Source organism: Caballeronia udeis, assembly GCF_001544555.2.
Classification (GTDB): domain Bacteria; phylum Pseudomonadota; class Gammaproteobacteria; order Burkholderiales; family Burkholderiaceae; genus Caballeronia; species Caballeronia udeis.
In genome coordinates, this window is sequence record NZ_FCOK02000004.1 from 137,459 (window position 1) to 163,168 (window position 25,710).

Annotated in this window: 21 protein-coding genes; 5 read left to right on the plus strand and 16 right to left on the minus strand. The window is 61.2% G+C overall.

Annotated features, from left to right (window positions below; translation table 11 throughout):
* Positions 1–2: 2 nt before the first annotated feature.
* From AWB69_RS04890 to phnS, 11 genes are all read right to left on the minus strand, one after another.
* Positions 3–677: an amino acid ABC transporter permease gene (locus AWB69_RS04890; RefSeq protein ID WP_062082747.1), complete on the minus strand. Its 675-nt coding sequence runs from the start codon at positions 675–677 to the stop codon at positions 3–5.
* 9 nt (positions 678–686) lie between these two features.
* Positions 687–1,568, minus strand: a complete 882-nt coding sequence (locus tag AWB69_RS04895) for an amino acid ABC transporter ATP-binding protein (RefSeq protein ID WP_231936978.1) — start codon at positions 1,566–1,568, stop codon at positions 687–689.
* Between the two features lie 27 nt (positions 1,569–1,595).
* Positions 1,596–2,486 carry a substrate-binding periplasmic protein gene (locus AWB69_RS04900; RefSeq protein ID WP_231936979.1) on the minus strand — a complete coding sequence of 297 codons (891 nt, stop codon included), beginning with the start codon at positions 2,484–2,486 and terminating at the stop codon, positions 1,596–1,598.
* A gap of 589 nt (positions 2,487–3,075) precedes the next feature.
* The gene (locus AWB69_RS04905) at positions 3,076–5,532 is read right to left on the minus strand and encodes a glycogen/starch/alpha-glucan phosphorylase (RefSeq protein ID WP_062082749.1); all 2,457 of its coding nucleotides are present in this window, start codon (positions 5,530–5,532) and stop codon (positions 3,076–3,078) included.
* Positions 5,533–5,795: 263 nt separating this feature from the next.
* On the minus strand, positions 5,796–6,359 hold the full coding sequence (locus AWB69_RS04910; RefSeq protein ID WP_062082751.1) for a phosphonate degradation HD-domain oxygenase: 564 nt from the start codon (positions 6,357–6,359) through the stop codon (positions 5,796–5,798).
* Positions 6,360–6,362: 3 nt separating this feature from the next.
* The gene (gene phnY / locus AWB69_RS04915) at positions 6,363–7,817 is read right to left on the minus strand and encodes a phosphonoacetaldehyde dehydrogenase (RefSeq protein WP_062082753.1); all 1,455 of its coding nucleotides are present in this window, start codon (positions 7,815–7,817) and stop codon (positions 6,363–6,365) included.
* Positions 7,814–9,082: a phosphonoacetate hydrolase gene (gene phnA, locus AWB69_RS04920; RefSeq protein ID WP_062082755.1), complete on the minus strand. Its 1,269-nt coding sequence runs from the start codon at positions 9,080–9,082 to the stop codon at positions 7,814–7,816. Before phnA ends, phnY begins: the two co-directional genes overlap by 4 nt.
* Before the next feature lie 162 nt (positions 9,083–9,244).
* Positions 9,245–10,084: a 2-aminoethylphosphonate ABC transport system, membrane component PhnV gene (gene phnV, locus AWB69_RS04925; RefSeq protein ID WP_062082756.1), complete on the minus strand. Its 840-nt coding sequence runs from the start codon at positions 10,082–10,084 to the stop codon at positions 9,245–9,247.
* Complete coding sequence (locus AWB69_RS04930; RefSeq protein ID WP_062082757.1) at positions 10,074–10,973, minus strand: 2-aminoethylphosphonate ABC transporter permease subunit; 900 nt, start codon at positions 10,971–10,973, stop codon at positions 10,074–10,076. Before AWB69_RS04930 ends, phnV begins: the two co-directional genes overlap by 11 nt.
* Entirely contained in the window at positions 10,951–12,039 is a 1,089-nt protein-coding gene (gene phnT / locus AWB69_RS04935) for a 2-aminoethylphosphonate ABC transport system ATP-binding subunit PhnT (RefSeq protein ID WP_407923013.1), read from the minus strand. The genes AWB69_RS04930 and phnT overlap by 23 nt, the downstream gene beginning before the upstream one ends.
* Before the next feature lie 71 nt (positions 12,040–12,110).
* Positions 12,111–13,205 (minus strand): 2-aminoethylphosphonate ABC transporter substrate-binding protein, encoded by a 1,095-nt coding sequence (gene phnS / locus AWB69_RS04940; RefSeq protein WP_062082760.1) that lies wholly within the window; start codon positions 13,203–13,205, stop codon positions 12,111–12,113.
* A gap of 314 nt (positions 13,206–13,519) precedes the next feature.
* Between phnS and AWB69_RS04945 the strand changes: the two genes are divergently transcribed.
* The gene (locus AWB69_RS04945) at positions 13,520–14,647 is read left to right on the plus strand and encodes a 2-aminoethylphosphonate--pyruvate transaminase (RefSeq protein WP_062082762.1); all 1,128 of its coding nucleotides are present in this window, start codon (positions 13,520–13,522) and stop codon (positions 14,645–14,647) included.
* A 32-nt stretch (positions 14,648–14,679) separates the two neighbouring features.
* Here the strand turns inward: AWB69_RS04945 and AWB69_RS04950 are convergent, their stop codons facing one another.
* Positions 14,680–15,435: a DeoR/GlpR family DNA-binding transcription regulator gene (locus AWB69_RS04950; protein WP_062082765.1), complete on the minus strand. Its 756-nt coding sequence runs from the start codon at positions 15,433–15,435 to the stop codon at positions 14,680–14,682.
* A 98-nt stretch (positions 15,436–15,533) separates the two neighbouring features.
* Here AWB69_RS04950 and AWB69_RS04955 point away from each other — a divergent pair, with 98 nt between their 5' ends.
* On the plus strand, positions 15,534–16,706 hold the full coding sequence (locus AWB69_RS04955) for a TIGR03364 family FAD-dependent oxidoreductase (RefSeq protein WP_062082960.1): 1,173 nt from the start codon (positions 15,534–15,536) through the stop codon (positions 16,704–16,706).
* Positions 16,707–16,868: 162 nt separating this feature from the next.
* Entirely contained in the window at positions 16,869–17,057 is a 189-nt protein-coding gene (locus tag AWB69_RS04960; protein WP_062082768.1) for a hypothetical protein, read from the plus strand.
* Positions 17,058–17,105: 48 nt separating this feature from the next.
* Here the strand turns inward: AWB69_RS04960 and AWB69_RS04965 are convergent, their stop codons facing one another.
* Together AWB69_RS04965 and AWB69_RS04970 are read right to left on the minus strand one after the other, a co-directional pair.
* On the minus strand, positions 17,106–17,621 hold the full coding sequence (locus tag AWB69_RS04965; RefSeq protein ID WP_062082770.1) for a hypothetical protein: 516 nt from the start codon (positions 17,619–17,621) through the stop codon (positions 17,106–17,108).
* A 177-nt stretch (positions 17,622–17,798) separates the two neighbouring features.
* On the minus strand, positions 17,799–21,242 hold the full coding sequence (locus AWB69_RS04970) for an ATP-binding protein (RefSeq protein WP_082913259.1): 3,444 nt from the start codon (positions 21,240–21,242) through the stop codon (positions 17,799–17,801).
* A 365-nt stretch (positions 21,243–21,607) separates the two neighbouring features.
* Here AWB69_RS04970 and AWB69_RS04975 point away from each other — a divergent pair, with 365 nt between their 5' ends.
* Entirely contained in the window at positions 21,608–21,928 is a 321-nt protein-coding gene (locus AWB69_RS04975) for a DUF4148 domain-containing protein (protein WP_062082772.1), read from the plus strand.
* 619 nt (positions 21,929–22,547) lie between these two features.
* Positions 22,548–22,985 (plus strand): PRC-barrel domain-containing protein, encoded by a 438-nt coding sequence (locus AWB69_RS04980; protein ID WP_062082774.1) that lies wholly within the window; start codon positions 22,548–22,550, stop codon positions 22,983–22,985.
* 94 nt (positions 22,986–23,079) lie between these two features.
* Here AWB69_RS04980 and AWB69_RS04985 read toward each other — a convergent pair whose 3' ends face one another.
* Positions 23,080–23,382 carry a putative quinol monooxygenase gene (locus AWB69_RS04985; protein ID WP_062082776.1) on the minus strand — a complete coding sequence of 101 codons (303 nt, stop codon included), beginning with the start codon at positions 23,380–23,382 and terminating at the stop codon, positions 23,080–23,082.
* Positions 23,383–23,450: 68 nt separating this feature from the next.
* A complete protein-coding gene (katE, locus tag AWB69_RS04990) occupies positions 23,451–25,601 on the minus strand; it encodes a catalase HPII (RefSeq protein ID WP_062082778.1) in 2,151 nt (716 codons plus the stop codon).
* Positions 25,602–25,710 lie beyond the last annotated feature (109 nt).

Consider the following 25,710-nt stretch of genomic DNA (forward strand, 5'->3'; position numbering starts at 1 on the left):
GGCTACGCCGCTGAATAGCCGAAGGACCGTTTGCGCTCGATCACACGCAACGCCTGCGCAACGAGCACCGACACAACGAGGTACAAAATGCCGATCGTCGTGAAAACCTCCAATGGCCTATAGGTATCCGAAGCAATCTGCTTGCCTCGGTACATCAACTCCTGGATCGCCACCACCGAGAGCAGCGACGTCTGCTGCAACGCCGAGATGCCATTGGTGACAAGAACCGGCAGCGCCACGCGAAAAGCATGCGGAAGCACGATCAGCGTCGTGCGCTGAAAGGGCGAGAAGCCCAGTGCGACACCGGCGTCGTGCTGGTCGTGCGGAACCGATTGGATGCCGCCCCGGTACGCCTCGGCATTGAACGCTGTCAGGTTCAAAGAAATGGCGAGAATGCCCATTACCATGGGACTGAGAAACACGTTGAAGATTATCGGCACGCAGTAGAAGAACCAGACCACCTGGACCAGCGCCGGTGTGCAGCGGAAGAACTCAATGAACGCCGAGACCGGCAGGCGGACAAGCCGTGACTTGCTTTGAGTCAGCATCCCGACAGCAAAACCCGCTACCACGCCTATTGCATTCGCACATAACGCGATCACGAGCGTAACCGCCAGGCCGTGCCACAGAAGACCCAGTCCCGAGGAGATCCAGGAGAAATCCAGAGAATAGTTCACGGCTCTTTCCTAGTTCACATGCAGGACGTTGTTCAGAAATTCCTGGGTCCTGGTGTGTTTTGGGTTCTTGAACATTTCGTCGGGCGTTCCTGACTCGACGACCACGCCGTCCGCGCAGAACACGATGCGGGACGCGACTTTCCTCGCAAACCACATGTCGTGCGTCACCATGACCATGGGCATTCCCTGCGAAGCCAGCTCGAGGATGACAGTCTCGACCTCCGCAACCAGTTCGGGATCCAGCGCGGATGTGACCTCGTCGAACAGCATGAGCCGGGGGTCCAGCATCAAGGCGCGTGCGATCGCAACGCGTTGCTTTTGGCCGCCTGAGAGCTGTGCGGGATAGGCGCGCGTTTTAGTTGCCAGTCCGAAACGATCCAGAAGTGACGTCGCCCTTCGTTCCGCCTCGGCCCGCGGTTCGCCTTTCACCTTGCAGGGCGCGAGCGTCAGGTTGCGCAAGACGTCCAGGTGAGCAAAGAGCGTGTAGTTCTGGAAGACCATCCCTATCTGCTTGCGGATGCCCAGGTCCATGCGTGTGCGCTGGTTTGCCTCGTCAAACGACAGATAGGGGCTGCCATTGAACTCGACAGTGCCACCGTCGATAGTTTCAAGCCCCATCAGTACACGCAGCAACGTGCTCTTTCCCCCTCCGCTCGGTCCGATCACCACCAGGCGATCATCGTGCTGCATATCCAGATCGAGACCCTTGAGGACCTTTACCGTAGGACCGTATTGCTTGGATAAGCCCTTGATGCTGACAAGTGGCTGCGTGCCCGCTTGCAAGGCCGGGCGGCCCGGCACATGCCCTTCCTGCCATCCTGCCGGGCGCGCATCGGCGTCATGTTTCATCAGCCGGCTCACTTTCATGACCTGTTCCATGTCGTTGCTCATTGTCTGGCTGTCTATGGAAAAAACCGGCTACTGTTTTACCGACTGCGCCGCCTGCTTCACGGCCGCTTCGACGCTGGATTTGACGAAGCCGCTCTTGGTTTGCTGCTGGATGAATTGATTCAGCTCGTTGAGGTCAGCGCTTGTGTAGCTCTTGTTCATTCCGAAGGCCACGTCCTGAAGATTGAAGGGCGGGTCCGGCCGGTAGATCTCCGCCCAGTCGGGATGGGCCGCCTGGAAGATCAGGTTGGCATCGGATTGGTCGGCAAGAAAATCGGCACGATGCGACATGAGCGCAAGGCGGGTGCTGTCGGCGTCGGGCAGACGAAGGATCTGCGCCTGCTTAAGCACCGGACTGATCGCCTTGTCGTCGGTCGTACCCTGCACGACGGCAACAATTAAATCGGGCTTGTCGATATCGGCGACCGACTTGATCTGTTTCGGCACCTTTACATCGGAATGGCTGTACACGAAGTTCGTATCGTTACGAACGACGGCCGTCGAGAAGTTGATCACCTGCTCCCTCACGGGCGTCCGATTGATCGCCATGGCCAGATCCCATTTGTCGGTCTGCAACCCGGCAATCATGTTGTCCCAGGTCGTATCGACAAACTTCACCTTGACCTTCAGAACGTCCTCACCGAAGCGGCGGCACAGGTCGCTGAATGCACCCGTATAACTACCAGTCTTCGCATCACGCACGACAAACGGAGGCGCCAGCGCAGCGCCGCAACGCAGTTCGCCCGCTTTGCGCACTGACTGGAAAGTCGTTGGATCAGCCGCGTGAGCGGGAACAACCAGGCTGCTCATGCCTGTAGTAAAACAAACCAGAGCCAGCACAGCCTTGAGCAGCGGGCGAAGCGTTTGGGCGGACGGAGCGCGGCGAGGGGCCGGTATAAGCGTGTTCTTCATGGTGGTCATGGACTCCAAGGAATATGGACGAATTAACACTTCCCTTAACGCTCCGCGGGCTCAAGGCGACTTTCCGGACTTCGCTCACCCCTACCAATCAACTTTGCCTCAGTTGGGTGGTAATCGTTTACGAGGATGATCGGAGCCAATCACCGTTGGGATGACGACCGTCCTGTCGCCAGGAAACAGCTGATGTCTGAGCGCGTACAACCATGCTAGTAGAAAAAAATTAAAGCGTAAAGCTTTACAAACTTGACCAGTCATTTTCACTAGGCTCAATGCCTATAAAGGTTCTATGAATGGAAAACGATTACCAATATTGGTTTGGCAGCAGTGTTAAACCGGCAGTCCGTCCATCCGTATGACGGCCGGACGCGGGCGGTCCGGCCGGTGAGCGCGGCTTGATGAAAGGGGCGAGGATATTGAGCGAAGCAGAGGGCGATACGCGTGCGCGCCCTGGCCGCGCGCTGAGATCGACGGCCTGATGTGGCCTGTCCGGGGAGGACATGGTGTGACGGGAGATTGAGAGCTTCTGCAGGGCGGATATCGGCAGCAGAAGCTCTCGGGGGTTACAGGTCGAGGCAAACTTGCAGCAGGCTCAGGACGTCACCGACAGCGGCTCCACATGCCAGATATGCTTCGCATATTCCGCAATGGTCCGGTCTGAAGAAAAAATCCCCATCCCGGCGACGTTTTCAATCGCACTGCGCGTCCACGCTTCCTTGTCGAGAAACTTCGCGTCGACGTCCGCCTGCGCTTTGTCGAAACTCTCAAAGTCCGCCAGCACCATGTAGTGGTCGCCCCAATCCACCAGCGTATGAAAGATGTCATAGAACCGATGCGGCTGGTCCGGCGAAAAATGCCCCAGCCGAATCTGGTCAAGCGCCATCTTCAGTTCGGGATTCTCCTCGTAGATATGACGCGGCCTGTATCCAGTCGCCCGCAGCGCGTCAATCTCCTCAGTCGAGTGCCCAAAGATAAACATGTTCTCGCGGCCAACGGCATCGCAAATCTCAATATTTGCGCCGTCCAGCGTCCCGATAGTCAACGCCCCGTTCAACGCAAGCTTCATGTTGCCCGTGCCTGACGCCTCGGTCCCCGCCATGGAAATCTGCTGCGATAAATCCGCCGCCGGAATGATCAGCTCGGCCACGCTCACCCCATAGTTCGGAATGAAACCGACTTTCAACCGGTCCCCGATCAACGGGTCGTTGTTGACCTTCTCCGCCACGTCGTTGATCAGCTTGATGATCGTCTTGGCCATCTTGTACGCCGACGCCGCCTTGCCGGCGAACATCACCACGCGCGGTGTCCACGCCTTCTCCGGCTGCTCGCGGATCCGGTTGTAGCGCACGATCACATGCAGGATGTTAAGCAACTGGCGCTTGTATTCGTGAATCCGCTTGACCTGCAAATCGAACAGCGCGTTCGGGTCAATAATCGCACCCGTCTCAAGCTTCGCGCGCGCAGCCAGCCGCACCTTGCTGGCAAACTTCGCGTCGTGGAAGGCTTTGGTGAACTCGGGGTCGTCGCGCCATTCACGCAGCCGGGCCAGCTCGAACAAGTCGGTCCGCCAGCGCGGCCCAAGCCGTTCATCGATCAATGACGACAGCGTCGGACTCGCCTGCGACAACCACCGTCGCGGCGTGATGCCGTTCGTTACGTTCGTGAACCGCTCGGGATACATGCGCGCGAAATCGGCGAAGATGTTTTGCGTCATCAACTGCGAATGCAGCTTCGACACACCATTCACCGTGTGGCTTGCAACAATGGCCAGATGCGCCATGCGCACGCGCCGCTGACCATATTCATCCACCAGCGAAATGCGGCGGATCAGGTCAACATCGCGCCCGAATTTTTCACCCACCTGCTTGAGAAAATCCGCGTTGATGTCGAAGATGATCTCAAGGTGGCGCGGCAACAGCCGCGACAGCATCTCCACGTCCCAGGTTTCCAGCGCCTCGGGCATCAAGGTGTGGTTCGTGTACGAGAACATCTGCTGCACGAGCTTCCAGGCCTTGTCCCACGGCAGGTGATGCGTATCGACCAGCAAACGCATCAACTCGGGAATGGCCAGCACCGGATGGGTGTCGTTCAGGTGCACCGCCACCTTCTCCGCCAGCCGCCCAAAATGCGTGTGCGTGCGTTGATAGCGGCGAATCAGATCCTGCATCGTCGCGGACACGAAGAAGTATTCCTGGCGCAAACGCAGTTCGCGGCCGGCCTGCGTGGAGTCGTCCGGATATAGCAGGCGCGACACGTGTTCGGACGTGTTCTTCGCTTCAACCGACCGCCGGTAATCGCCCTGGTTGAACGCGGACAGGTCGAATTCATCGGTCGCCCGCGCCGACCAGAGCCGCAATGTATTGGTTGCGGTCGTGGCAAATCCGGGGATCACGGTGTCGTACGCCATGGCGTTCACGTGTTCCGTGTCGATCCATTCGGTCCGGTCGCCGTGACGTACCGTACTACCGCCAAAATGGATCACATAGTTCACTTCCGGGCGCGGAAACTCCCACGGATTGCCCGCGCGCAGCCAGTAATCGGGGGTTTCGACCTGATTGCCGTCCACGATGGTCTGCCGGAACATGCCGTATTCGTAGCGGATGCCGTAACCAAAACCGGGAATGCCCACGGTTGCCATGGAGTCGAGGAAGCACGCGGCGAGGCGGCCCAGGCCACCATTGCCAAGCGCCGCATCCGGCTCCAGGTTCTCGAGCGTATTGATATCTATGCCCAAGCCTGCGAGCGCGTCGCGGACTTCGTCGTGAATGCCCAGCGCCAGCAACGCGTTGGTGAAGGTCCGGCCGATCAGGAACTCCATCGACAGGTAGTAGACACGCTTGACGTCCTGCTCGTACTGCTGGCGCGTGGTCTTCATCCAGCGCGCCACCAGCCGGTCGCGGACCGCCAGTTCCGCTGCATGAAGCCAGTCGCGCGGCTGCGCGGTGACTGCGTCCTTGCCGACTCCGTACATGAGACGGTTGGAAATGGAGCGCCTGAGCGCATCAACGGTGCTGTTCAGCTGTTCGAATTCCAGGTCGACGGATGTCATCGAACTCTCCAGAAATGCATCGCTGGACAACGCGCTAGGTGCGAGCCGCGTTCTGTCAAGCGGGACGGGGCCGGGTGAACAGGCAGGTTACGCTATTTTTATTTTTTTGGTAATGGCCCCCAGCTGCCGTGGAATCGGCACGACAGCCGCCGGCAGTCCGTCCTTTTGTCGCATTTCCGTCATCGTGAACAGCCCGGCTGATCCCGGAACAGAATTGTTAAATTATTTTGGTTTCCTGATCATTGTCCCGTTAGAACGCGGATTCATGCCGCCGCGCGGTGGTTTTCCGCCAGCCTTTCGATTAGCTGAATATAGTGGTCGAGCGGGGGCGTAACGCGCTCGGGGCGCTTGGCGAGGTCATCCCAGCGGCGCAATGAAAGCGCGTCTTGCGCGAAAGGTTTGGACAGAAAAACGTCCGCCTCCTCCTTGCTGAATATGCCGCCTTGCAGTTTCAGGCTACGGACCGAATCCGCGGATAGTGTCGAGAAATAGCCGTCGTCAATGGCACATAAACAGCGTTTCGCGTCCACGTGCAGGCGGATCGGCTCGAGCACGGCATTGCCGAACAACGGCCGCAGGAACGGCAGCGCGAAATATTGGTGCAGGTCGTCAATACCCCGCTCGCTCGGCGTCTCGCCCTGGAGATTCAGCAAGTGGCCCAGGTCGTGCAAAAACGCCGCGCCCACGAGTGTTTCGTCAGCGCCCGCTTCCTCGGCCAGTGCCGCCGTCTGCAACGCGTGCTGGAGTTGCGTGACCGGTTCACCGCTATAGGCAATGGCGCCGTAGGTATCGAAGAGATGCCGGATGTCAGTAAGCGTAAGCGCCATGATTCAGCCCCAGGGTAACGAAAAGGTCTTGAGGTTCGTGAAGCTTTTCATCGCTTCCTGCACGCCTTCCTTGTAACCCAGGCCCGAGTCCTTGATGCCGCCGAACGGCGTCAGCTCGATCCGGTAACCCGGCACTTCCCACACGTTCAGGGTACCCACGCGCAGTTCGTTCACGAAGCGCGTGATCAGGTCTGCCCGGTCTGTACATACCCCGGACGACAACCCGAATGCCGTGCCGTTGCTGATACGAATGGCGTCGTCGATGGTATCGAACTCAATGATCGGAGACACCGGCCCGAAGGTTTCCTCACGCACCAGCGTCATGGACGGATCGATGCGGTCCAGCACCGTAGGCGAATACAGCGCGCCATCGCGGTGATTGCCGCAGAGCAGCCGCGCGCCCTTGGACACCGCTTCGTTCACGCGGACTTCGAATAATTTGGCTGCGGCCTCGTCGATCACCGTGCCCATCTGGTTGGCAGGATCGAAGGGATCGCCATAAGTCCACGCAAGCGTTTTTTCCACCACGAGTTCCGTGAACCGGGCAGCCACGCCCTTTTGCACCAGCAGACGCTTGACCGCCGTGCAGCGTTGTCCGGAGTTCTTGTACGAGCCTTGCACGGCAAGCGTTGCCGCGCGGTCCAGGTCGGCGTCGTCGAGCACGATCAGCGGGTCATTGCCGCCGAGTTCCAGCACCACGCGCCGATACCCCGCCTTCGCCGCAATCTCCTTGCCAATAGCCACGCCACCCGTAAAAGTGACAAGGTCGGCATGCGGATTCGTGACGAGTTCCACGGCGATCTCACGCGGGTCGCCCGTTAAAACCTGCAGCATGGGGGCGGGCAAACCGGCTTCGTATAACACGTCGGCAAGGTAGTAAGCCGATAACGGCACTTTCTCCGACGGCTTCAGAATCACCCGATTATTCGTCGCGATAGCCGGCGCAAGCTTATGCGCGACCTGATTCATCGGATGATTGAACGGCGTGATTGCAACGATCACGCCGGCCAGCGGCTCACGCTGTGAGAACACGCGGCGAGCCTTGCCGTGCGGGGTGAGATCGCAGGAAAAGCTCTGGCCGTCGTCGCGCAACGCTTCCATTGCAGCGAATTTGAGCACGTCGGCCACTCGCCCGATTTCATAGCGCGAGTCCTGCTTCGACAAACCGGACTCAAGCGAAATAAGATCCGACGCTTCTTCCGTGCGCTCGCGAAGCAGCGCAGCGGCGCGTTCCAGAATCTGCGAGCGTTCATAGCGCGTGAGCGTCGACCGGTAATTCACCGCGTACTCGAATGCGTCGCGCACGTCGTCGACGCTTGCCATCGGCACGGTGCCAACGCGGGTGTTCGTGTAAGGATCGAAAACATCAATAGTGCGTGCACGCGCCGCACGTTCGCCCTTCAGGCGCAGCGTTTCAACCCGCAGCGCTTGCCGCTCAACCGCAAGAACGGCGCTCATGATGCAAGCTCCAGATGGTTCAACGCGATGTTGAAGACGTCGAAGTTGCGCAGGCGCTTACCTTCTCGCTTCGACTCGAAGCCATCGGTTGGGCGATTGAACAGCAAGGGCACCTCCTGCTCGGACACGCCGCCATGCGAGCGCAACGGTACCGTCAATCCCGACAGGTCATGCTCCGCGCGCCGGGTGCCAAGCGCCGTGTCGCGCCGGCTCACCACGACAAGATCTCCCACGCGATCGTTGGGTAACTCGAAGCGCTCGCAAGCCGCCGCGTTGTCGAGCACGATATCCACGCCCGGCAGTTCAGCAATGCGCGCCGCCAACGCTTTGGCATCGACAGAAGCCGGCAGGTAGATGGTTGCGAATGAACCAAGCGCGCCGTGGTGGACCACGTAGGGATCCGTGATCGGCAGGATCACGCGCGCATTCGGGACGTCCGGCGCTTCATCCAGCCAGTCCTGCAGGTACACCACGTTCGGCTCGCCGGTTGCGGCGTCGTGCTTCGCGTTCATGCCATGGTCAGCGGTCAGGCCGATCACCGCGCCGAGTTCGTTCAGGCGCGCGAGATAACCGTCCATCATCGCGTAGAACGCGTTCGCGCCGTCCGTGCCGGGGGCGCATTTATGCTGCACGTAGTCGGTCGTCGAGAGGTACATGAGGTCGAGCTTGCGCGTCTCGGCAAGCCGTACGCCGGCCGCGAACACGAACTCGGAAAGGCCGGCGCTATACACGTCAGGCACCGGCTTGCCGACCAGTTCCAGCACGTTCTCGATACCGTTCTCCGCGAGCGTCACCGCGTCCGCTTTCTCCGCCGAGAAACAGATGCCGTCGAGTTGCCAGCCGAGCAGGCGGCGCAGCTTGTCCTTCGCCGTGACCACGGCCACCTTCTCGCCGCGTTGAGCCGCAGCCGCGAGGATCGTGCCGGCGCGAAGGTAGGCCGGGTCGTTCATCATCACTTCGGCACCCTTGCCGCCGTTCGCCTGCGGGTCGTAGAAGTAGTTGCCGCAAATGCCATGCACCGAAGGCGGTACGCCCGTCACGATAGACAAGTTGTTGGGGTTGGTGAACGACGGGATCACACAGTCCGCGCGAAAGGCGGACCCGCCATGCAGCATCGTGCCGATAAACGGTGCGACACCCGCCGCAACGGCCGCTTCCAGGTAATCGTATTCGCAGCCGTCGACGCAGACGACCACGGTCAGCGCGCGCGCCGGACCATAAGCGCGGCCATTAACTTCCATAAACATTTCGGTGGACGTGGACATGAAGTTCCTTTCCGTGGTGAACCAGCGTTTTGCCAACCCGTTTTGCTAACCGTTACTGCCAGGCACAAGATTCCATATTTTGATGCACAACACCAATATTTGCCACATTTTTCGCCGCAAGCCGGTCCCGAAAAATGGGATTTTCGGCGGGACCCGGCTGGATCAGACCATTCGCCGCCGTGGCACTTTTGCCGCGATCAGCAACAATGCAGCGAGCGAGACGGCCAGCAAGATCAGCGAAAGCGCCGACGCCGGCAAGTAATAACCGCGGTTCACCTGCCCGACCACCACGATGGGCACGGTCGCAAAACCCGGGGGATAGACGGTCAGCGTCGCGCCGAGTTCGCCCAGCGATAAAGCGAACCCCAGTGCAAGGCTCGCGCGGATCGCGGGGACAAGCTGCGGCAGGACAACGCGTGAGAGGACCATCGAAGGCGGCGCGCCGAGACTGGCTGCCGCTTCGCGCAGGATCGTGAGTTCGGGGCGCAGCGCAGCGGCTGCGCATCTATAACAAAAGGGCAGCACGAGCGCGAGCTGCACCAGCACCACGATTGCCGCCGACCCCGAGATGTCCAGCGGTTTCTTGTGGTACGCAATCAACACGGACAACCCGAGCACGACGCTCGGCACGCCATTGGGCATCATCGCAATGGTGTCGACCCACGCGCCCACGCCGCGGCGGTCGCGGCCTTCCAGAGCCAAGGCAAGCCAGAGGCCAAGCACGGTGCCCAGCACCGCGACGCCGAAGCCGACTTCAAGGCTCGTGGTCAATGCATCGAAGTCGCTTCCACTCAGGCGTTCGAACCAGCGCATGCTGAAACCGTCGGGAAAGATGGTCCCCGACCAGTGCGACGCCACACTCGAAAGCGCGACCACGATCACCGGCAACACGAACAGCCAGAAGCACAGCAGCGCGGCAAAACCCGTGAATGCCCACGCGCCAATCCGCTTCAGCGAATGCGGCTTCGAAGTCGTGGCGGGCAGCGTGAAATCAGTTGCCATTACGGCCTCCCGTGCGTCGATTGACTCGTCTGTAGAGCGCATACAACGAGAGCGACATCGCCAGCATGACGACAGCGCCGGCGGCTGCCGTCGGCAAGTCGAGGTCGACCGTGGCCGAGCTATAGATGGCCATCGGCAATGTGATCAGATGCGCGCTGCCGAGCACCAGCAGAATGCCGAACTCATTGAGCGTCAGCAGGAAGCACAGGATCGTGCCCGCCGCAATGCCGGGCCACGCGAGCGGCAGGATGACCTTGAACGCGACCATCCAGCCGTTCGCGCCAAGGCTCTTGGCGGCTTCGATCAGGCGCGTGTCGAGCGTCGCGAACGACGCGAGCGTGGGGCGCACGACGAACGGCGCGTAGAACACGACTTCCGCAAGAATCACGCCGCCAATACCGAACAAGAAGTTGAGCGGCGGGTCCTGCAGGTTGAACAGCCGCTGCAAGCCGATGCTCACCGACCCCTGCGAGCCATATAAGAAGATCAGCGTGAACGCGACCAGGAATGACGGGAACGCAACGAATAATTCGAGAAATCGAGTAACGAGCTTTGCGCCGGGGAACGGCTTGAAAAACAGCATGGCAGCGAGCAGCACACCGAGCACTGAAGCGAGTGTCGCACTGGCGAACAGGATGCCGAGCGTTGTGCCGACCACCCCACTGGTCTCGGGATTGCTGAAGAACGCGGTGTAGGCATGAAAGCTCACGCCATGCGCACCGCTCATGCTGAGAATCAGGAGTTGCAGCAGCGGATAGATGACCAGCGGACCCAGAATAACAACGAGAATGAACCACAGGTGCCATTGCGCCAGCCGTTCGCGACGCCGCTTCGCGGCCGTATGCGCGACGTCGTCGACTACATGCTCACTCACTGATAAGGACGACATCGTCAACCTCATGGCGTAGGGAAACGCGCGCGCCCTTCACGGGCATCGGGCCGTGGGCACGCTGCATGGTGACGAGCACCGGCTGATCGGGGAGCGCGTCGATCATGACCGATACCGACAGGGCCGCGCCGTACCACTCCACCGAAGTAATAGTGCCGTGCAGCTGGGCATCCCCAAGCGGCACGATCTTGAGGCACTCGGGACGCACGCACGCGACATGCTCGCGATCGTCATGTCGGGCGTCTCCGATGGGGAACATGATGGACGGCGGCAACAGGTTCGCCGCGCCAAGATAGCGCGCGACGAACGCGTCCTTCGGGTTGTCGTAGAGTTCGCGCGGCGTGCCGAGTTGCGCAATGCGGCCATCGCGCATCAGCAACGTGCGGTCGGAGAGCACGAGCGCGTCGTCCTGGTCATGCGTGACGCATACGATGGTCAGGTTCGGCAAACGCTCATGCAACGCCTTGAGTTCAGTCCGGACCGAGGCGCGCAGGTTGGCGTCGAGTGCGGACAGCGGCTCGTCCAGCAGCAGCACATCCGGCTCGATCACCAGCGCCCGCGCCAGGGCCACGCGCTGCTGCATGCCGCCCGACAACTGCGCGGGCATCACGTGCCCCGCGTCGCCGAGCTGCACGAGCTTGAGCGCATCGGCTACGCGCCGTGCGATCTCCCCTGCTTTCAGACGCCGCGCCCGCAGACCGAACGCGACGTTGTCATACACCGACAGATGCGGAAACAGCGCATAACTTTGAAACAGCAAGCCGAGATTGCGCTTGAACGGCGGCACGTGCGTGAGGTCACGCCCCGCCACCGTCAACGTCCCCGCCAGTCCGTCCGCCTCGATGAAGCCCGCGATAAACCGCAGCAACGTGGTCTTGCCGCATCCGCTGCGGCCAAGCACGGTCAGCAGCTCCCCGCGCTCGATGGTCAATGACAGGTCATCGAGCACGGTGCGTGTGCCGAAGCGCACGCTCAGCCGGTCGATACGCACGCCGCCGTGCGCATGCTGATCTGAATCCACGGCGGCGGCTTCACGAGCGGCCGGAGCCAGCGTCAAAGTGTTCACGGTTCGCATCCTTGAAAGCTTGGGGAAAACAGGACGAGCCCGAAGGTCAAGGCAGATTGAAGCTCAGACGCTCAGGACTTCGGCTTGACGACCTCGAGCTGCTTGTCGGAGTTGCCGATCACGTCGTTTTTCCAGCGCGTGGTCCACGCAGCCTTCTTCTCCATCACCTGGTTCCAGTCCACCGGAATCAGCTTCACGCCGGCTATTGCCTGCTTGACCGTCTCGCCGTTCTTGCCCGCCAGCGGTACGTCCGTGCGGCCCGGAATGCCGTAGATATCCGGCACCTTCGCCTGCACTTCCTTCGACATCAGGTAGTCCACCAGCTTCTTGCCTTCAGCCTGGTTCGGGCCGCCCTTGATCAGGCCGATTGCGTAGGGCAACTGGAACGTGGTCGGTGCTTCGCCGGGCTTGGCCGAGAGGAAGATCGGCTTGAGCGACAGGCCGCCGTTGGTCGAGTCGTCCAGGTCCATCTGCAGGTCGCCGTTGGCGAACGCGATCTCGTTACGCGAGAGCAGGACGTCGAGATAACCCGTGCCCTTGGTGTGGAATTTTGCGCTCTTTTCCAGGTCCTTCAGGTAGTCGAACGCCTTGTCTTCGCCCATCAGCGCGCTTGTCAGGATGATCACGGCCATGCCGTCGCCGGCGGTGGCGGGATTCGAATAAGCCACCTTGCCGCTGAAGTCGGGTTGCAGCAGATCGCCAAAGGTCTTCGGTGCGGTCTTCGTGATTTCAGGGTTGATCGCGAACGAGAAATAGTTGTTCACGAAGGTCGCCCAGGCGCCGTCCGCAGCCTTGGCAATCGCCGGCACGTTCTTGTAGTTGACGCTCTGGTACGGCTGCAGCAAGCCGCTTTGCGAGGCCTGCTGAATGAACGGCGGCAGCGTGACGAGCACGTCCGCTTTCGGCGAATCCTTCTCCACGGTCGCGCGATTCACGACTTCCCCGCTGCCCGCGATCACGATATTGACCTTCACGCCTTCCTTCTTTTCGAAGGCCGGCAGTACGTCCTTGTACAGGTTTTCCAGGCCGTCGGCGCTGTACAGCACGACTGCGTCGGCAGCAAAAGCCGGCACGGTCACAACGCTCGCGAAAGCGGCCACGGCCAGGGCCAGGGCCGGCAACACGCGCTTTGCAAAACGGGATGCGGGAAAGCGATTTTTCGTCATGGTGCTAGTTCTCCGGGATAGCGGATACAACCAGGTGGCGTGAGGTTAGATGCACGTTTGGCACGTTTTTCTAAACATCGGCTCGATTCTTTTAAGTCCGATGCGTCTGATGATTCATTGGTGCGGCATCCCGAATTTCAGTCCGCCAGCAGCCCGAACGAAGAATCACAGAACTTCATGACAGCGACATGACGATGCCACATTTTTCCAACAAAGAACACATTTCGCCAAAAATACGACGTAGACTATTTCATGCCTGCCGAACGATGCGAAGTCGTCGACGAAGCCATCGAAACGGCGCTTGAAAGCTATGAATGGAGAAAAACGTGATCAACGGAAGCGACCCGATTTTGCTGACCCCTGGCCCACTGACAACCTCGCCTGCCACTCGTCAGGCGATGCTGCGCGACTGGGGTTCCTGGGACGCGGCTTTCAACCGGATGACAAGCGACATCTGCCGCGATCTCCTCACGATCGTGTCCGGCCAAAAAGATTTTGTGTGTGTCCCCATGCAAGGCAGCGGCACGTTTTCCGTGGAAGCCGCGCTCGGCTCGCTCGTGCCGCGCGATGCGGTCGTGCTCGTGCCGAACAACGGCGCGTACTGCACACGCTTACTGAAAATACTCGAGCGGTTGGGCGTGGCGTCAGTAGAACTGAAGTTTCGCGATGACGAGCCGGCCAGCGTCGCGCGGATCGAAGAGATGTTTCGCCGCGAGCCGCGCATTACGCACGTGGCGCAGGTGCATCTGGAAACAAGCGCAGGCTTGCTGAACCCGCTCGACGAGATTGCGGCGCTGTGCAAGCAACATGGCAAGAGCCTGATCGTCGACGCGATGAGTTCGTTCGGGGCCTTGCCTATCGATGTATCGAAGGGCGGCATTGATGCGGTGATTTCCGCCAGCGGCAAGTGTCTCGAAGGCGTGCCGGGAATGGGCTTCGTGATCGTGCGGCGCGCGCTGCTGGAAGCATCGGCGGGCAATTCGCGCTCGCTCGCACTCGATCTCCACGATCAATACGCGTACATGATGAAGACCACGCAATGGCGTTTTACGCCGCCTACGCATGTGGTCGCCGCGTTGCGCGCGGCGCTCGATCAGTTCATCGCGGAAGGGGGGCAGCCGGCGCGTGGCGCGCGGTATCGTAACAATTGCTCGGCGTTGATCGACGGCATGGCGTCGCTGGGTTTCAAGCCGTTCCTGGATGCTGCGGTGCAAGCGCCGGTGATTGTCACGTTCCATGCGCCGAACGATCCGGCCTACGATTTCAAGCGTTTTTATGAAGCCGTGCGCGAGGCGGGGTATGTGCTCTATCCGGGCAAGCTGACGGAAGTGGAGACCTTCCGCGTGGGGTGCATCGGAGCCATCGATGCAAACGAAATGTGTAACGCGGTAGCGGCCATCGGGCGGGCGCTGGGCACGCTGCACGTGCGTCTGGCAGCATGAAACAAGCGCCGCGACACGTGAACCCCTGGCACTCAGGCGATCACCAGCTCCGGCCCGCGCGCGGCGATGGCACGGCGCATGGCTTTGTCGGGCGCGACTTCGGTGATGAGGTAACGCGCCTTCTCGAAGTCGCGGATACGCACGGGCGTGACGTTGCCGAACTTCGAGTTGTCCGCGACGATAACCGCCGCGCCCGCCGCCAGGATCATGCGGCTGCGCACTTCGGCGGCGAGACGCGAGTAGTCGGTCAGGAAGCCTTCGGGCGTGATCGCGCCCGCGCCGACAAATGCGAAGTCCACGTGATATTGCGAAAGTTGCTGGACGGTGTCCAGCCCGAATACCGCGTCCTCGTTGTCCGAGAGCTCACCGCCGAACAGCGTGACCTTGTTGTCGTTGTGGCGGCCGAGCAGCAGCGCGATGCGCCAGTCGTTGGTGTAGACCATCAAGCGGTGCCGGTCGCCCAGTGCGCGCGCGACGGCTTGGGTCGTGCTGCCCGAGTCGATGATCACCGACGCGCCGTCCGGTACGAGTTGCGCGGCACGTTCCCCGATCGCGCGCTTGGCGGCTGCGTTCGCCGCTTCGCGCACGTCGAGATCAGGCTCCCGCCGGTCGTTGGACAGCGCACCGCCATGGGTGGTCGCGATCAGGCCGCGCTCGGCAAGAGCGTTGAGGTCGCGCCTGATGGTCTCGCGCGACACGTCGAGTGCGCGGACGAGCTCGGCGACCGACAACGCGCCGTTCTTCGACAACTCCGACAGGATGTATTGATGACGTTGTTCGGCGAGCATCGAGTACGGCCGGGCATGCCGGCAATGAATGAACGGGCAAAGGGATAAACACGGGACCGCGCGTATTGTAGTACGCGAAGGCCGCCACACGGATGATCATGACAACAACGCATACTCCTGTTCACACCGATGTCGCGATTGTCGGCGCGGGTATTCTCGGGCTGGCGCATGCCTGTGCGTTCGCTCAACGCGGCTTGCGCGTGACCGTATTCGAGCGCAGCGGTACGCCGGTGGGCGCATCGATCCGCAATTTCGGCATGGTGCTGGTGACCGGCCAGCCGCCGGGCGCGATGCATGCGCTTGCGCAGGCGTCGCGGAAAATATGGCTCGACTGGGCAGCCGGCGCGGCGCTGCATGTCCGGCGTTCCGGCTCGCTGATGTTCGCCCGCAGCGCGGCCGAGGCACAGGTGATCGAGGCGTTCGCGGCGACCCGTGCCGAAGCGGCGGGCTACGAGACCGCGTTGCTTTCGCGCGCCGCGCTCGACGATCTCTACGACGGCCGCTTCCGGAAACATCGTGCGGCACTGCATGGACGCGCCGACTTGCAAGTGTTTTCACGCGAAGCGGTGCCTGCACTCATCGACTACTTGCGGCGCACGTACAACGTCGATTTTCGCTTCGGCACGCTCGTGCAGAACGTCGATGGCGGCCGGATCGAGACGACTGCGGGCCCGTGGCGCGCGGAGCATGTGGTGGTTTGCGCGGGACATGATTATCTGTCGCTGCTCGCGCCGCAACTCGCCGCGCTGGCGCCGCGCGTCTGCCGGTTGCAGATGCTGCGCGTGCGGCCGGCCATCCCGTTCGCCCTCGATCACGCCGTGCTGACCGGGCTGAGCTGCCTGCATTACGGCGCGTTCTCGGACCTTCCCGAAGCCGCCGCATTGCATGCGGAAGTGGCGGCGCGGGAACCCGCGCTGCTCGAGCACGGCATTCATCTGCTGGCGAGCCCGACGCCTGAAGGGGATCTGATCGTGGGGGATTCGCACGACTACGGTGACGATCCGTCGCCGTTCAATGCGCAGGCTATTGATGAACTCCTGCTGGGTCTAGCGGAATACACGCTCGGCAGTACGTTGCAGGTCGTCGAGCGATGGCAAGGGGTGTATGGCGCGCGCACCGGGACGTCAGGCGCACCATTTTCCGTCCTGCGGGCCCCACCGAATGTGACCGGTGTGTACATGCATAGCGGCGTGGGCATGAGCATCGGGCCCGCGCTGGGCGAGCGCGTGGTCAGTCATCTGATTGACGGGGCAGCGCTGCCCACGGCGTGACAACTTGTCGCAGACGCAACGTCTTCAGGCCTTGCGGCGCCGGTCCGCTTCGTTGAACCATCGGCAAGAGACTGTTTTTTCCTCGCCGCGCGCCAATGAAGACGGACTGGCCCGGTAAGATCGACGCCTGTTCTTTTCTGCGACCGCGCGGAGTGTTGATCGATGGGCTACAAGAAAGGCATTGTGCTGGAGATCCAGTTTCCGCCCGAGCGTCTGAACGACGGCGCGGGAGACCCGTACTGGATCGACCTGACACTCGAGGAAGCCCGCCGTCTCCACGACCAGCTGGCGAGACGCTTCGCCGGCGAGGCGCAGGCGAATCAGCCGCTCGATACCTTCACGATGGGATGAGGGGCCGTTCGGGGCGGCGCTGATGACCGGGGGCGAACCAGCATCCGCTCACCCCCCGTTGCACGTGGGACTCGACAGATTGCGGAAACGGCTCGGCCAGTCGCCCGACATGGCCGCCTGCGCGTCTGCCAGCGGCATGTCGCCGGTGCACACACAGCGCTTCAGGAACACCGCCAGCCGCTCCTTGCGACGCTGCCCGGCACGCCCGTCCCAGCGGCGGATATCGAGGTTCGCCGCGGCAGTCGGGGAGCCTCCCAGGAGGATCGGCATGCGGTGATCGAGCGCGTAGTCCGAGGCGCTCTGCGGGTCCACATGGCGCTGGCTCAGCAGTTGCTGCTTCTGGCGCTGCAAGGTGTCGAAGGGAGGCAGGACGTCGTCGGCATAACCGGGGCGGCAGATGGTGTCCACGATGGTCGACTGGGTGACGCGCGGATCCAGCAGCTCGGGTTTTTGCGCGTGAACCGGCACACTGCCGGCGGCGAACGCAAGCAGGAACCATACGGCGGCAACACGCCGGCGACTGTGGCGGCGGTGACGGTAATGCGAAAGAAGCCTTCTATTCATTCGGCGATCGGGCCGCGCCAGAAACGCAACGGCCAAGTGTCGGAGCGAGAGGAGGGGCTAATTAAAACACATGCGCGTTCCCGGAACGGAATCGGACATTAATCAAGACGCGGGAACAAGCGGGATGCAAGCGGGGGTGGCTCGCCGCCGAGCGACCGTAAAAGCCTCGTGGCGGACTTAGGCAGGGTGCTGCTCAAGCGCCGTATCGAGTGCTGTCGCTTCGGCGTGGAAACGGGCGTAGGCAATGCGGATCGCCGCGGTCTCGTAGCCTTGTCCCGGCGTTATCACGCATGCATGCTGCAGGTCCAGGCAGGCATCGGAGAAAGACGTGGCGCCGATCACGAACGCAGCGCCCTTCATCCGGTGCGCAAGTTCGAGCAGACGCTGGAAGTCCGCCGATGCGAACGCCCGGCGCGCCTCATCGAGATCCTGCCGGTTCGCCGATTTAAGTGCGTCGACCAGCGCGGCGGCTTGATCGCCGAAGCTGTTGAGCTGGTCTGCGTTGAAACGCGGAACCGTGGCGGGGGTGGCAAGTTGATCAGGTTCGGGGGCCGTGCCGGGTGCAGGCAACACCGCCCGGCGAACGACAATGTTAGCCGGGAAGTTTTGCGTGGGGCCATAGGCAACGGCATGCCCACGACCCGGCCTGGAGCGCCCCGCAGAACCAGTCGATGCGGTCGGCATATGCATGGGTGCAACACGCGATGCCGCGAGCAAGGAACCGTCCGGCGCCTCGGCCTTCGGCTCCTGTCCATCATGCAGGGCAACCACCAGCGCCCGGTGCAGCGCGTCGAGCCCAAGCGGTTTGACCAGACACAACGTCATTCCCGCAGCCAGCGCTTGCGTGAGCGCCTCGGCCTGCGCATTTGCCGTGACGCCTACGATCGGTGTCGGCGTCACATCGGCGTTCATGCGCAGCAGCGCCTGTTCACGTGCACGAATTGCACGCGCGAGATCCTCGCCGCTCATCGTGGGCATCGAACAATCGGTCAGGATCAGGTCGAACGGCGCGCCCTCTTGCCGCTGCCGGTCCCAGCGCACGAATGCCGCCTCTCCGTCGTTGGCGGTTTCGATCACGCAACCGAGCGTACTCAACTGGCTCGCCAGCAGGATGCGATTCGCCGGATGATCGTCGACAATGAGTACGCGCAGGCCCTGCAAATCACCTGTATCGAGCGCGGGGATGAGCGCCGGCGCATGGCCTTCGACCGGCGGGCGGGTTACAGGCAAGCGCACTCGCACGGTGAAGCGGCTGCCCTGCCCGGGTCTGCTCGATAAGCGAATCGTGCCACCCATCAGGGTCATCAGGCGCAGACAGATGGTGAGACCGAGACCCGTGCCGCCGAAGCGGCCGGGCCGTTCCTGACGCGCCTGCGCGAATGGTTCAAACAGCAACGCTTGTTGATCCGCGGCAATACCGATGCCGGTGTCGCAGACCGTCAGCAACAGTTCGCAATACGAAGTATGTTCGTCACCCTTCTTCACTGCCCCGACCGCATATTCGAGCGTCACGTGTCCCGCCTCCGTGAACTTGATCGCATTCGACAACAGATTGCCCAGCACTTGCCTCAGGCGCAGCGCATCAGCCATCACCCATGCATGCCCATGCGTGAGGCCACCCCGCATGCGCACCACCAGCGCGATACCCTTGCTGCGCGCCGCCTGCTCGTAGATCGCCGCCACGCTGTCCACCCATCCACCCAGTTCCAGCGGCGCGGGTATCAACACAAGCCTTCCCGCTTCGATCTTCGCCATATCGAAGATATCGTCGATCATGCCGAGCAGATCGCGGGCGGCCTGATGCGCAGTGCCAAGCGCTCGCTCGGTCGATGCGCGATCCCCCGGACTACGCAATTCGAGTTCCAGAAGCCCCAGCACGGCGTTCATCGGCGTCCGGATTTCATGGCTCATGGCGGCAAGGAACGTCGACTTCGCGCGGTTCGCGGTTTCGGCTTCTTCCTTCGCCACGCGCATCGCATGCTCGGCCGCCCGCCGGCGCGCGATCTGCGCTTTCAACGACACCGCCCAGCCGGTCAGCAGCGCCAGCATCAGCCCACCCAGCAGCAGGCCAAGAAGAACCTGCGGACGCCGCCGTTCCCACAGGCTCTCCGGATGGTTCACCAGCACCCATCGACGGCGCATGGCATCGAGTTCCGTCGGCTGCATGTGTTCGATCGCCTGATTCAGGATCGTGAGCAGCATCGGCTGGTTTCGCGCGACAAGAAAGCCGTACGGCACGGGTTGCTCGGAGAACGCGCCGGTGATGACAAGCTTGCCGCGATACGCGTCGCCAACCGCATAGTTGGCGAACGGAAGGTCGGCGATGGTTGCGTCCGCCTCGCCTTTCACGACGGCTTCGAACTGGCCATCGACCGGCGAGGTCGCAACAATCCGCGCCGACGGCACGCGTTCGCGCAGCATCGCGATGATCGGGTGATTGGGCCATAACGCAATACGCTTGCCGGCGAGCGCACGCACATCGCGCAGCGCCGGCGCGCCCACGCGCGTCAGGATCACGAATACGCCTTCGCCGTAGGGCCGGGTTGCCGCGACTTCCGGCGGAACCTCGCCGTTACTCACGCTATGCGCAATCAACATTGCGCTGCCATTGCGTATATCGCCCATGACCTGGTTTGTCGAAGCACGCAAGCGGCCTTCGAACCGCAACCCCGTCAACTTGCCGATAGCAGCGAGCACATCGACGGACAGGCCCGCCGGTTCGCCGCTTGCATCGCGGAAGGTCATGGGCGCGGCGTTGGCATAGGTGGTGTAGTCGATCACCGGATGCGCCTTGATCCACGCACGCTGCGCGTCGTCCAGCGTAAGTGGCCGGGTAAATGTCACGGCCGACGCGGCAGCCCATCGGGCGCCCACTTCCAGCGCAAAACGCTCTGGCAGCGCAGCCAGCGCCGCATCCACGCGCTGACGCAACTGTTCGCCCTGTGCGTCCGCTGCGAAAGCAAAGCTGTAACCCGCTTCGTCGAACGGGGTGAAACCCGACAGAGTGAGGTTGATCAGATCGAGGTGATCGACGGTATAACCGGCCGTGACGAGATCGCCGACAAACGCGTCTGCATCTCCCTGCGACACCGCAAGCAATGCGCTCAGCGTATCGGCATATCCGACCGGATACAGCGCCGGATAAGCGCGGTGCAGCCGCTGCACCGAAGTCTGCTGCCCGACATAAGCGATACGCCCGGTATGCGGGTCAGCCACCCGGCGTTCGACGAAGACCTGCTTGGTGACCACATACGGGCGGCTGTAGAGCAACGCGTGACCGGAGTCATTGCCCGTCGCGCTGGTGGCGGCATCGATCTCATGGCGGCGCAATGCGTCGATCATGGCGGCGCGGTCATGAAAGGTCTTCCATTCGAGCGGCCTTTTCAACGCGCCGGCAATACGCTGAGCAAAATCGGCGGACATCCCGCGAACGCTGTTGCCGGATCCGCTCAGGTCTTTCATTTCCATCGGCGGCAACGCGCCGGGCACCGCGCCAACAATAAACGGCTTGAGCGTGGAGGCATGGGCTGCAACGGAAAGCGCGAGCAGACAGATGAACAAGAGTGCCTGGCGAAACACTGCGGCAATTGGTGTCGCTGCGTGTGTCCTTAGCGAATTCATTGAGTGATTGCCTGCGCGACGACGCCGGACACGCCTGTTTTGATAGGAGCGCCAGTGTCGCAAATGCAGGCGGCCACGCCAATTGAATAAGCTGAAACGATCGATCCACCTAAACGACACAATCACTCGGCCCGGTGTGGGAACGCGCGACGACTCGTGGAGCCTCGATTAACCCAGAAATTAACCAAACGGTTCACCGCACCGATCCAGTGCATTCATTATTGCGAGATGCACAACAATATTTCGACAGATTCGCGGCTAATGCAGCAACGCTTGCTTACCTACACTTCAGTGTTGAGATTGTTCGGCATGACCTCACCGGTCCTGGAACAAACTCGACCCACAAGATCCGAGGAGATTCCATCATGTTCAAGTCACTGGTTCCCGCAATGGCGCTGGCTTGCGCGCTGGGCGCACCGGCATTCGCTTATGCGCAAGATGCAGACACGGTAAGCCGCCCTGCAGTCAAGGCCGATCTGATTCAGATGGAACAATCCGGCTATAACGTCGAAGGCGATCACACGACCTACCCGGCGCAGGCCCAGGCAGCAGAGCAACGCGTGGAAGCGAACCGTGGTGTCACGGCGACCTCTTACGGCTCGCCGACAGACAGTTCGTCCGCGGCCGGCATGCGCATGCCGATGGCGCAACCCGACGGAACACATTCGGTGTACTTCGGACACTAAGCTCGATATCAATAATCCGACGGACATGATCCGCCAGAGATCGAGTGAAAATTAACGCTTTAGTTAAATTGAGTTGATAAAGAGGGCCGCCATGCAGCGGCCCTCTTCATTTAAACCTCGCCTCCAAATCTTACAAAAAGCGCCATCCAAACTTTACAGTTCGACAGGCATGCGAGCCGCGTTCCATCTCAGGTCCTGCCCGCTAGCCAGGCTCCAGGTTGGGCCTTCTCTGACAGAAACTGATTTCACCGCTACCATTCAGCAAGGTTCTGTTGCCGTACCCAATCAGTTCGCTCATTGCGATACAAGACACATTCATGTCACATCGCTCAGGCGAACCATCCGGACAAGGCCACATTCAACCTGACCGGTCAAACGCCGAAGTTCATTGTCGGCATGACCCTGTTCGTTCGTTTTTCCCAACGTGTTTTGTGTCACTCGTATCAAGCCGTCCGTTTCGCTTAGCTTAGTCGTGTAACGCACCACCCACGACCATCAGTCATGAGCTGTCGGCCGATGGTTTTTCCTGCGGCCGGCGCAAGCGTGTCTCCGGTTTTCCAACCTGAACCCGCATGGGCGTCCCGCATGCCCGTTCATTCACTCGCGCAAAAGGACACACATGAAGACGAAACTCATCGCAGCGCTACTCGCGGCAGCGCTTGCTCAAGTCGCCCTTCCTTCGCAGGCGCAAGTTGCCGGCTCGCAGCCACTCGGTATCAGCGTGCAGGAGTCCACCGCCATCCTCGGCGGCTGGAGCATCAAGAAATCCATCCTGAACAAGCCGGTGGTCAACGAGAACGGTGCGCGGGTCGGTGTGATCCACGACATCATCGTGGCGCCGGACAAGTCGGTGTCGTTTGCGATCATTGCGGCCAGCCAGTTTGCCGGCGTCTCGCATCACGACGTCGCCATTCCTATCGAGCAACTCGATATAGTCGGCGGGAAGATTGTGTTGGCGGGCGCGACAAAGGACGCGATCAAGGCATTGCCGGAGTTCGAATACGCGAAGATGCCGGCCACGCCGAAACCCCGCGCGGACTTCCCCGAGCATCATTGAACCCGCTTTGAAATGATTGATCTGAAATGAGTCGGTAGGCCTGCTGCGGCGTTGCACTCAACGCAGCAGCAGGTGACACCCATGCCGCGTGCGTTCAGCCCGGCAGCTTCGCTGCCAGCAGATCGACCTTCACGATCTGCGGCGGCGAAGCAAGCAGTTCATCCGCCTTCGCCATCAGCGCTTCGGCGACCTTGCCGGAAAGATGCGCATCGCGACCGGCTTCGTCGGGGAAGGCATCGAAGATTCCGAACGTGCTTGCGTTCAACTTCAGCGCAAACCATGCAGTCGTGGCGGGCTCCTGCTCGACCAGCGCCAGGCCACCCAGCAAGAACGCCTCGACATCTTTCTCCTTGCCGGGTTTGGCTTCCAACCGGACCCACAATGCTGTCTTGACCATGTCATCCTCCGTGGAAATTAATCGGCTGATTAATCGGCTGATTGAGCGGCTCAACCAGTCACCCTCGATCACGCCGGCACGCTTTCCGCCTTTTCAGCCCGCGTCCATACGCGATGTTTCGACATCGCGGCAATAAATGCCTTCATCACCTTCTTCACGTCACTGCCCACGCTGACGCCCTCGTCATCTGTCGGCAAATGCGCGGCGGCCAGCACGTCCTCGCCGTCGCCCACTGCGCCGATAGCCTTGAGATGCTTGAACGATTCAAGTACGAAGTGGCGGGCATCGCCGGATTCCGACAGGATCTTTGCGCTCGCCGCGCCGCCGGCCACCACCACGCCGTCGAACATGATCGATGGCAAACCAAGAATGGTTGCATCGACTTCCACGCCGTCGCCCAGCGTGCCGAGCTGCGGCGCCACCACCTTTGCATGCGCGCCTTCAGCGGCCAGCGCCTCCTTGATCGCCTTGATCGTGGCGACATCCGCGCCCTTGGCCGCGAGAATGGCGACCTTGCGCGTCTTCACCGACGGCTTGGTCTTCGCGACAATGCTCAGCGCCGGCGACTCCGCCAGCGACGACTTGCCCAGTTCGGCCGCGCTTGCAGTCGCTTTCGGCGCTGGCAGACCGAGATTCCCGGCAACCCGCGCACACAGTTCACTGTCGATATTCGCGAGAATCCCAAGCTGGCGTTCGCGGATGAACTTGCGTTCGACCTTGCTCAGCTCGAACGAATACGCGCCCACAATATGATCCTTCTCCGGTTTCGTCATGCTGTTCCAGAACAGCGTGGCTTGCGAATAATGGTCGGCGAAGGACTCGCTGCGCTGCCGGATCTTCACGGCATCCACGCGTTCCGGATAGGTTTCGAAACCACCGCCCGCTGCGGCGGGTTCAGTTTCCTTCGGCCAGCCGTTATCGATGGAATTCGGCTCATACGACGCCTGACCGCGATTCACCGTCATCCGGTGTTTCGCGTCGCGCTGATTGTTGTGCATTGGCACGATAGTGCGGTTGATCGGGATTTCGTGGAAGTTCGGACCACCCAGGCGGCTGATCTGCGTGTCGGTGTATGAGAACAAACGGCCTTGCAGCAGCGGATCGTTCGAGAAATCGATGCCCGGCACAATGTGCCCGGGACAAAACGCCACCTGTTCCGTTTCCGCGAAAAAGTTGTCCGGGTTGCGGTTCAGGGTGAGTTTGCCGAGCATGGTGATCGGCACGATTTCCTCCGGGATGATCTTGGTCGGATCGAGCAGGTCGAAGTCGAACGAATGCTCGTCGTCCTCTTCCACGATCTGCACGCCCAGCTCCCACTCCGGATAGTCGCCCATATCAATCGCCTCCCACAGATCCCGCCTGTGGAAATCCGCATCCTTGCCGGCCAGCTTCTGCGCTTCGTCCCACAGGAGCGAAGCCGACCCGATGGTCGGACGCCAGTGAAATTTCACGAACCTCCCTCGGCCTTCGGCATTCACCAGACGAAACGTATGGATACCGAATCCTTCCATGGTGCGCAAGCTGCGTGGAATGGCGCGGTCGGACATGGTCCACAACACCATGTGCGCGGACTCCGGCACGAGCGAGACGAAGTCCCAGAATGTGTCGTGGGCTGAGCCGCCCTGCGGCATTTCGTTATGCGGTTCCGGTTTGACCGCGTGAACGAAGTCGGGAAACTTGATGGCGTCCTGGATGAAGAAGACAGGCATGTTGTTGCCGACCAGGTCGAAGTTTCCCTCTTCCGTGTAGAACTTGACGGCGAAGCCGCGAACGTCGCGCACCGTGTCTGCCGATCCGCGTGATCCCTGCACCGTCGAGAATCGTACGTACACCGGAGTTTCCTTGTCCGGGTCTTGCAGGAACGCGGCCTTGGTCAGGTCGCTATGCGCCTTGTACGGTCTGAACACGCCATGCGCGGCCGAACCGCGGGCATGCACGATCCGCTCCGGAATCCGCTCATGATCGAAGTGCGTGATTTTTTCACGCATGATGAAATCTTCGAGCAGCGAAGGTCCGCGAGGACCGGCCTTGAGGGTGTTCTGATTGTCGGAAACCTTGACGCCCTGATTAGTCGTCAGGGCTTGATTCGTCGCGTCCGAGCGGAACTGCTCAAGACTGTCAAGCTTCGTGTTGGTGTTGTTTTGCGAGGGTGTCCGCGCAACTGCGCTGGCGTTTTTCGACGGCGCAGTTGCGCCACCATTCTTCTTCGAGGTCGGCATCGGGGGAACTCCAGTGTGCAATTGAAGTGACGCATTCCATATGCGCTCGTTCATCCATTCGCAACTTGTGTTCCCGCCGACGCCGTGATCCAACCCTCGCTAATGGCCT

What these genes read in the sequence shown, in the direction of transcription:
- AWB69_RS04895 (WP_231936978.1), bottom strand. Translation starts at nt 1,568, where the DNA reads ATGAGCAACGACATGGAACAGGTCATGAAAGTGAGCCGGCTGATGAAA.
- AWB69_RS04900 (WP_231936979.1), bottom strand. Translation starts at nt 2,486, where the DNA reads ATGACCACCATGAAGAACACGCTTATACCGGCCCCTCGCCGCGCTCCG.
- AWB69_RS04905 (WP_062082749.1), bottom strand. Translation starts at nt 5,532, where the DNA reads ATGACATCCGTCGACCTGGAATTCGAACAGCTGAACAGCACCGTTGAT.
- AWB69_RS04910 (WP_062082751.1), bottom strand. Translation starts at nt 6,359, where the DNA reads ATGGCGCTTACGCTTACTGACATCCGGCATCTCTTCGATACCTACGGC.
- phnY (WP_062082753.1), bottom strand. Translation starts at nt 7,817, where the DNA reads ATGAGCGCCGTTCTTGCGGTTGAGCGGCAAGCGCTGCGGGTTGAAACG.
- phnA (WP_062082755.1), bottom strand. Translation starts at nt 9,082, where the DNA reads ATGTCCACGTCCACCGAAATGTTTATGGAAGTTAATGGCCGCGCTTAT.
- phnV (WP_062082756.1), bottom strand. Translation starts at nt 10,084, where the DNA reads ATGGCAACTGATTTCACGCTGCCCGCCACGACTTCGAAGCCGCATTCG.
- AWB69_RS04930 (WP_062082757.1), bottom strand. Translation starts at nt 10,973, where the DNA reads ATGTCGTCCTTATCAGTGAGTGAGCATGTAGTCGACGACGTCGCGCAT.
- phnS (WP_062082760.1), bottom strand. Translation starts at nt 13,205, where the DNA reads ATGACGAAAAATCGCTTTCCCGCATCCCGTTTTGCAAAGCGCGTGTTG.
- AWB69_RS04945 (WP_062082762.1), top strand. Translation starts at nt 13,520, where the DNA reads ATGGAGAAAAACGTGATCAACGGAAGCGACCCGATTTTGCTGACCCCT.
- AWB69_RS04950 (WP_062082765.1), bottom strand. Translation starts at nt 15,435, where the DNA reads ATGCTCGCCGAACAACGTCATCAATACATCCTGTCGGAGTTGTCGAAG.
- AWB69_RS04955 (WP_062082960.1), top strand. Translation starts at nt 15,534, where the DNA reads ATGACAACAACGCATACTCCTGTTCACACCGATGTCGCGATTGTCGGC.
- AWB69_RS04960 (WP_062082768.1), top strand. Translation starts at nt 16,869, where the DNA reads ATGGGCTACAAGAAAGGCATTGTGCTGGAGATCCAGTTTCCGCCCGAG.
- AWB69_RS04965 (WP_062082770.1), bottom strand. Translation starts at nt 17,621, where the DNA reads ATGAATAGAAGGCTTCTTTCGCATTACCGTCACCGCCGCCACAGTCGC.
- AWB69_RS04970 (WP_082913259.1), bottom strand. Translation starts at nt 21,242, where the DNA reads ATGAATTCGCTAAGGACACACGCAGCGACACCAATTGCCGCAGTGTTT.
- AWB69_RS04975 (WP_062082772.1), top strand. Translation starts at nt 21,608, where the DNA reads ATGTTCAAGTCACTGGTTCCCGCAATGGCGCTGGCTTGCGCGCTGGGC.
- AWB69_RS04980 (WP_062082774.1), top strand. Translation starts at nt 22,548, where the DNA reads ATGAAGACGAAACTCATCGCAGCGCTACTCGCGGCAGCGCTTGCTCAA.
- AWB69_RS04985 (WP_062082776.1), bottom strand. Translation starts at nt 23,382, where the DNA reads ATGGTCAAGACAGCATTGTGGGTCCGGTTGGAAGCCAAACCCGGCAAG.
- katE (WP_062082778.1), bottom strand. Translation starts at nt 25,601, where the DNA reads ATGCCGACCTCGAAGAAGAATGGTGGCGCAACTGCGCCGTCGAAAAAC.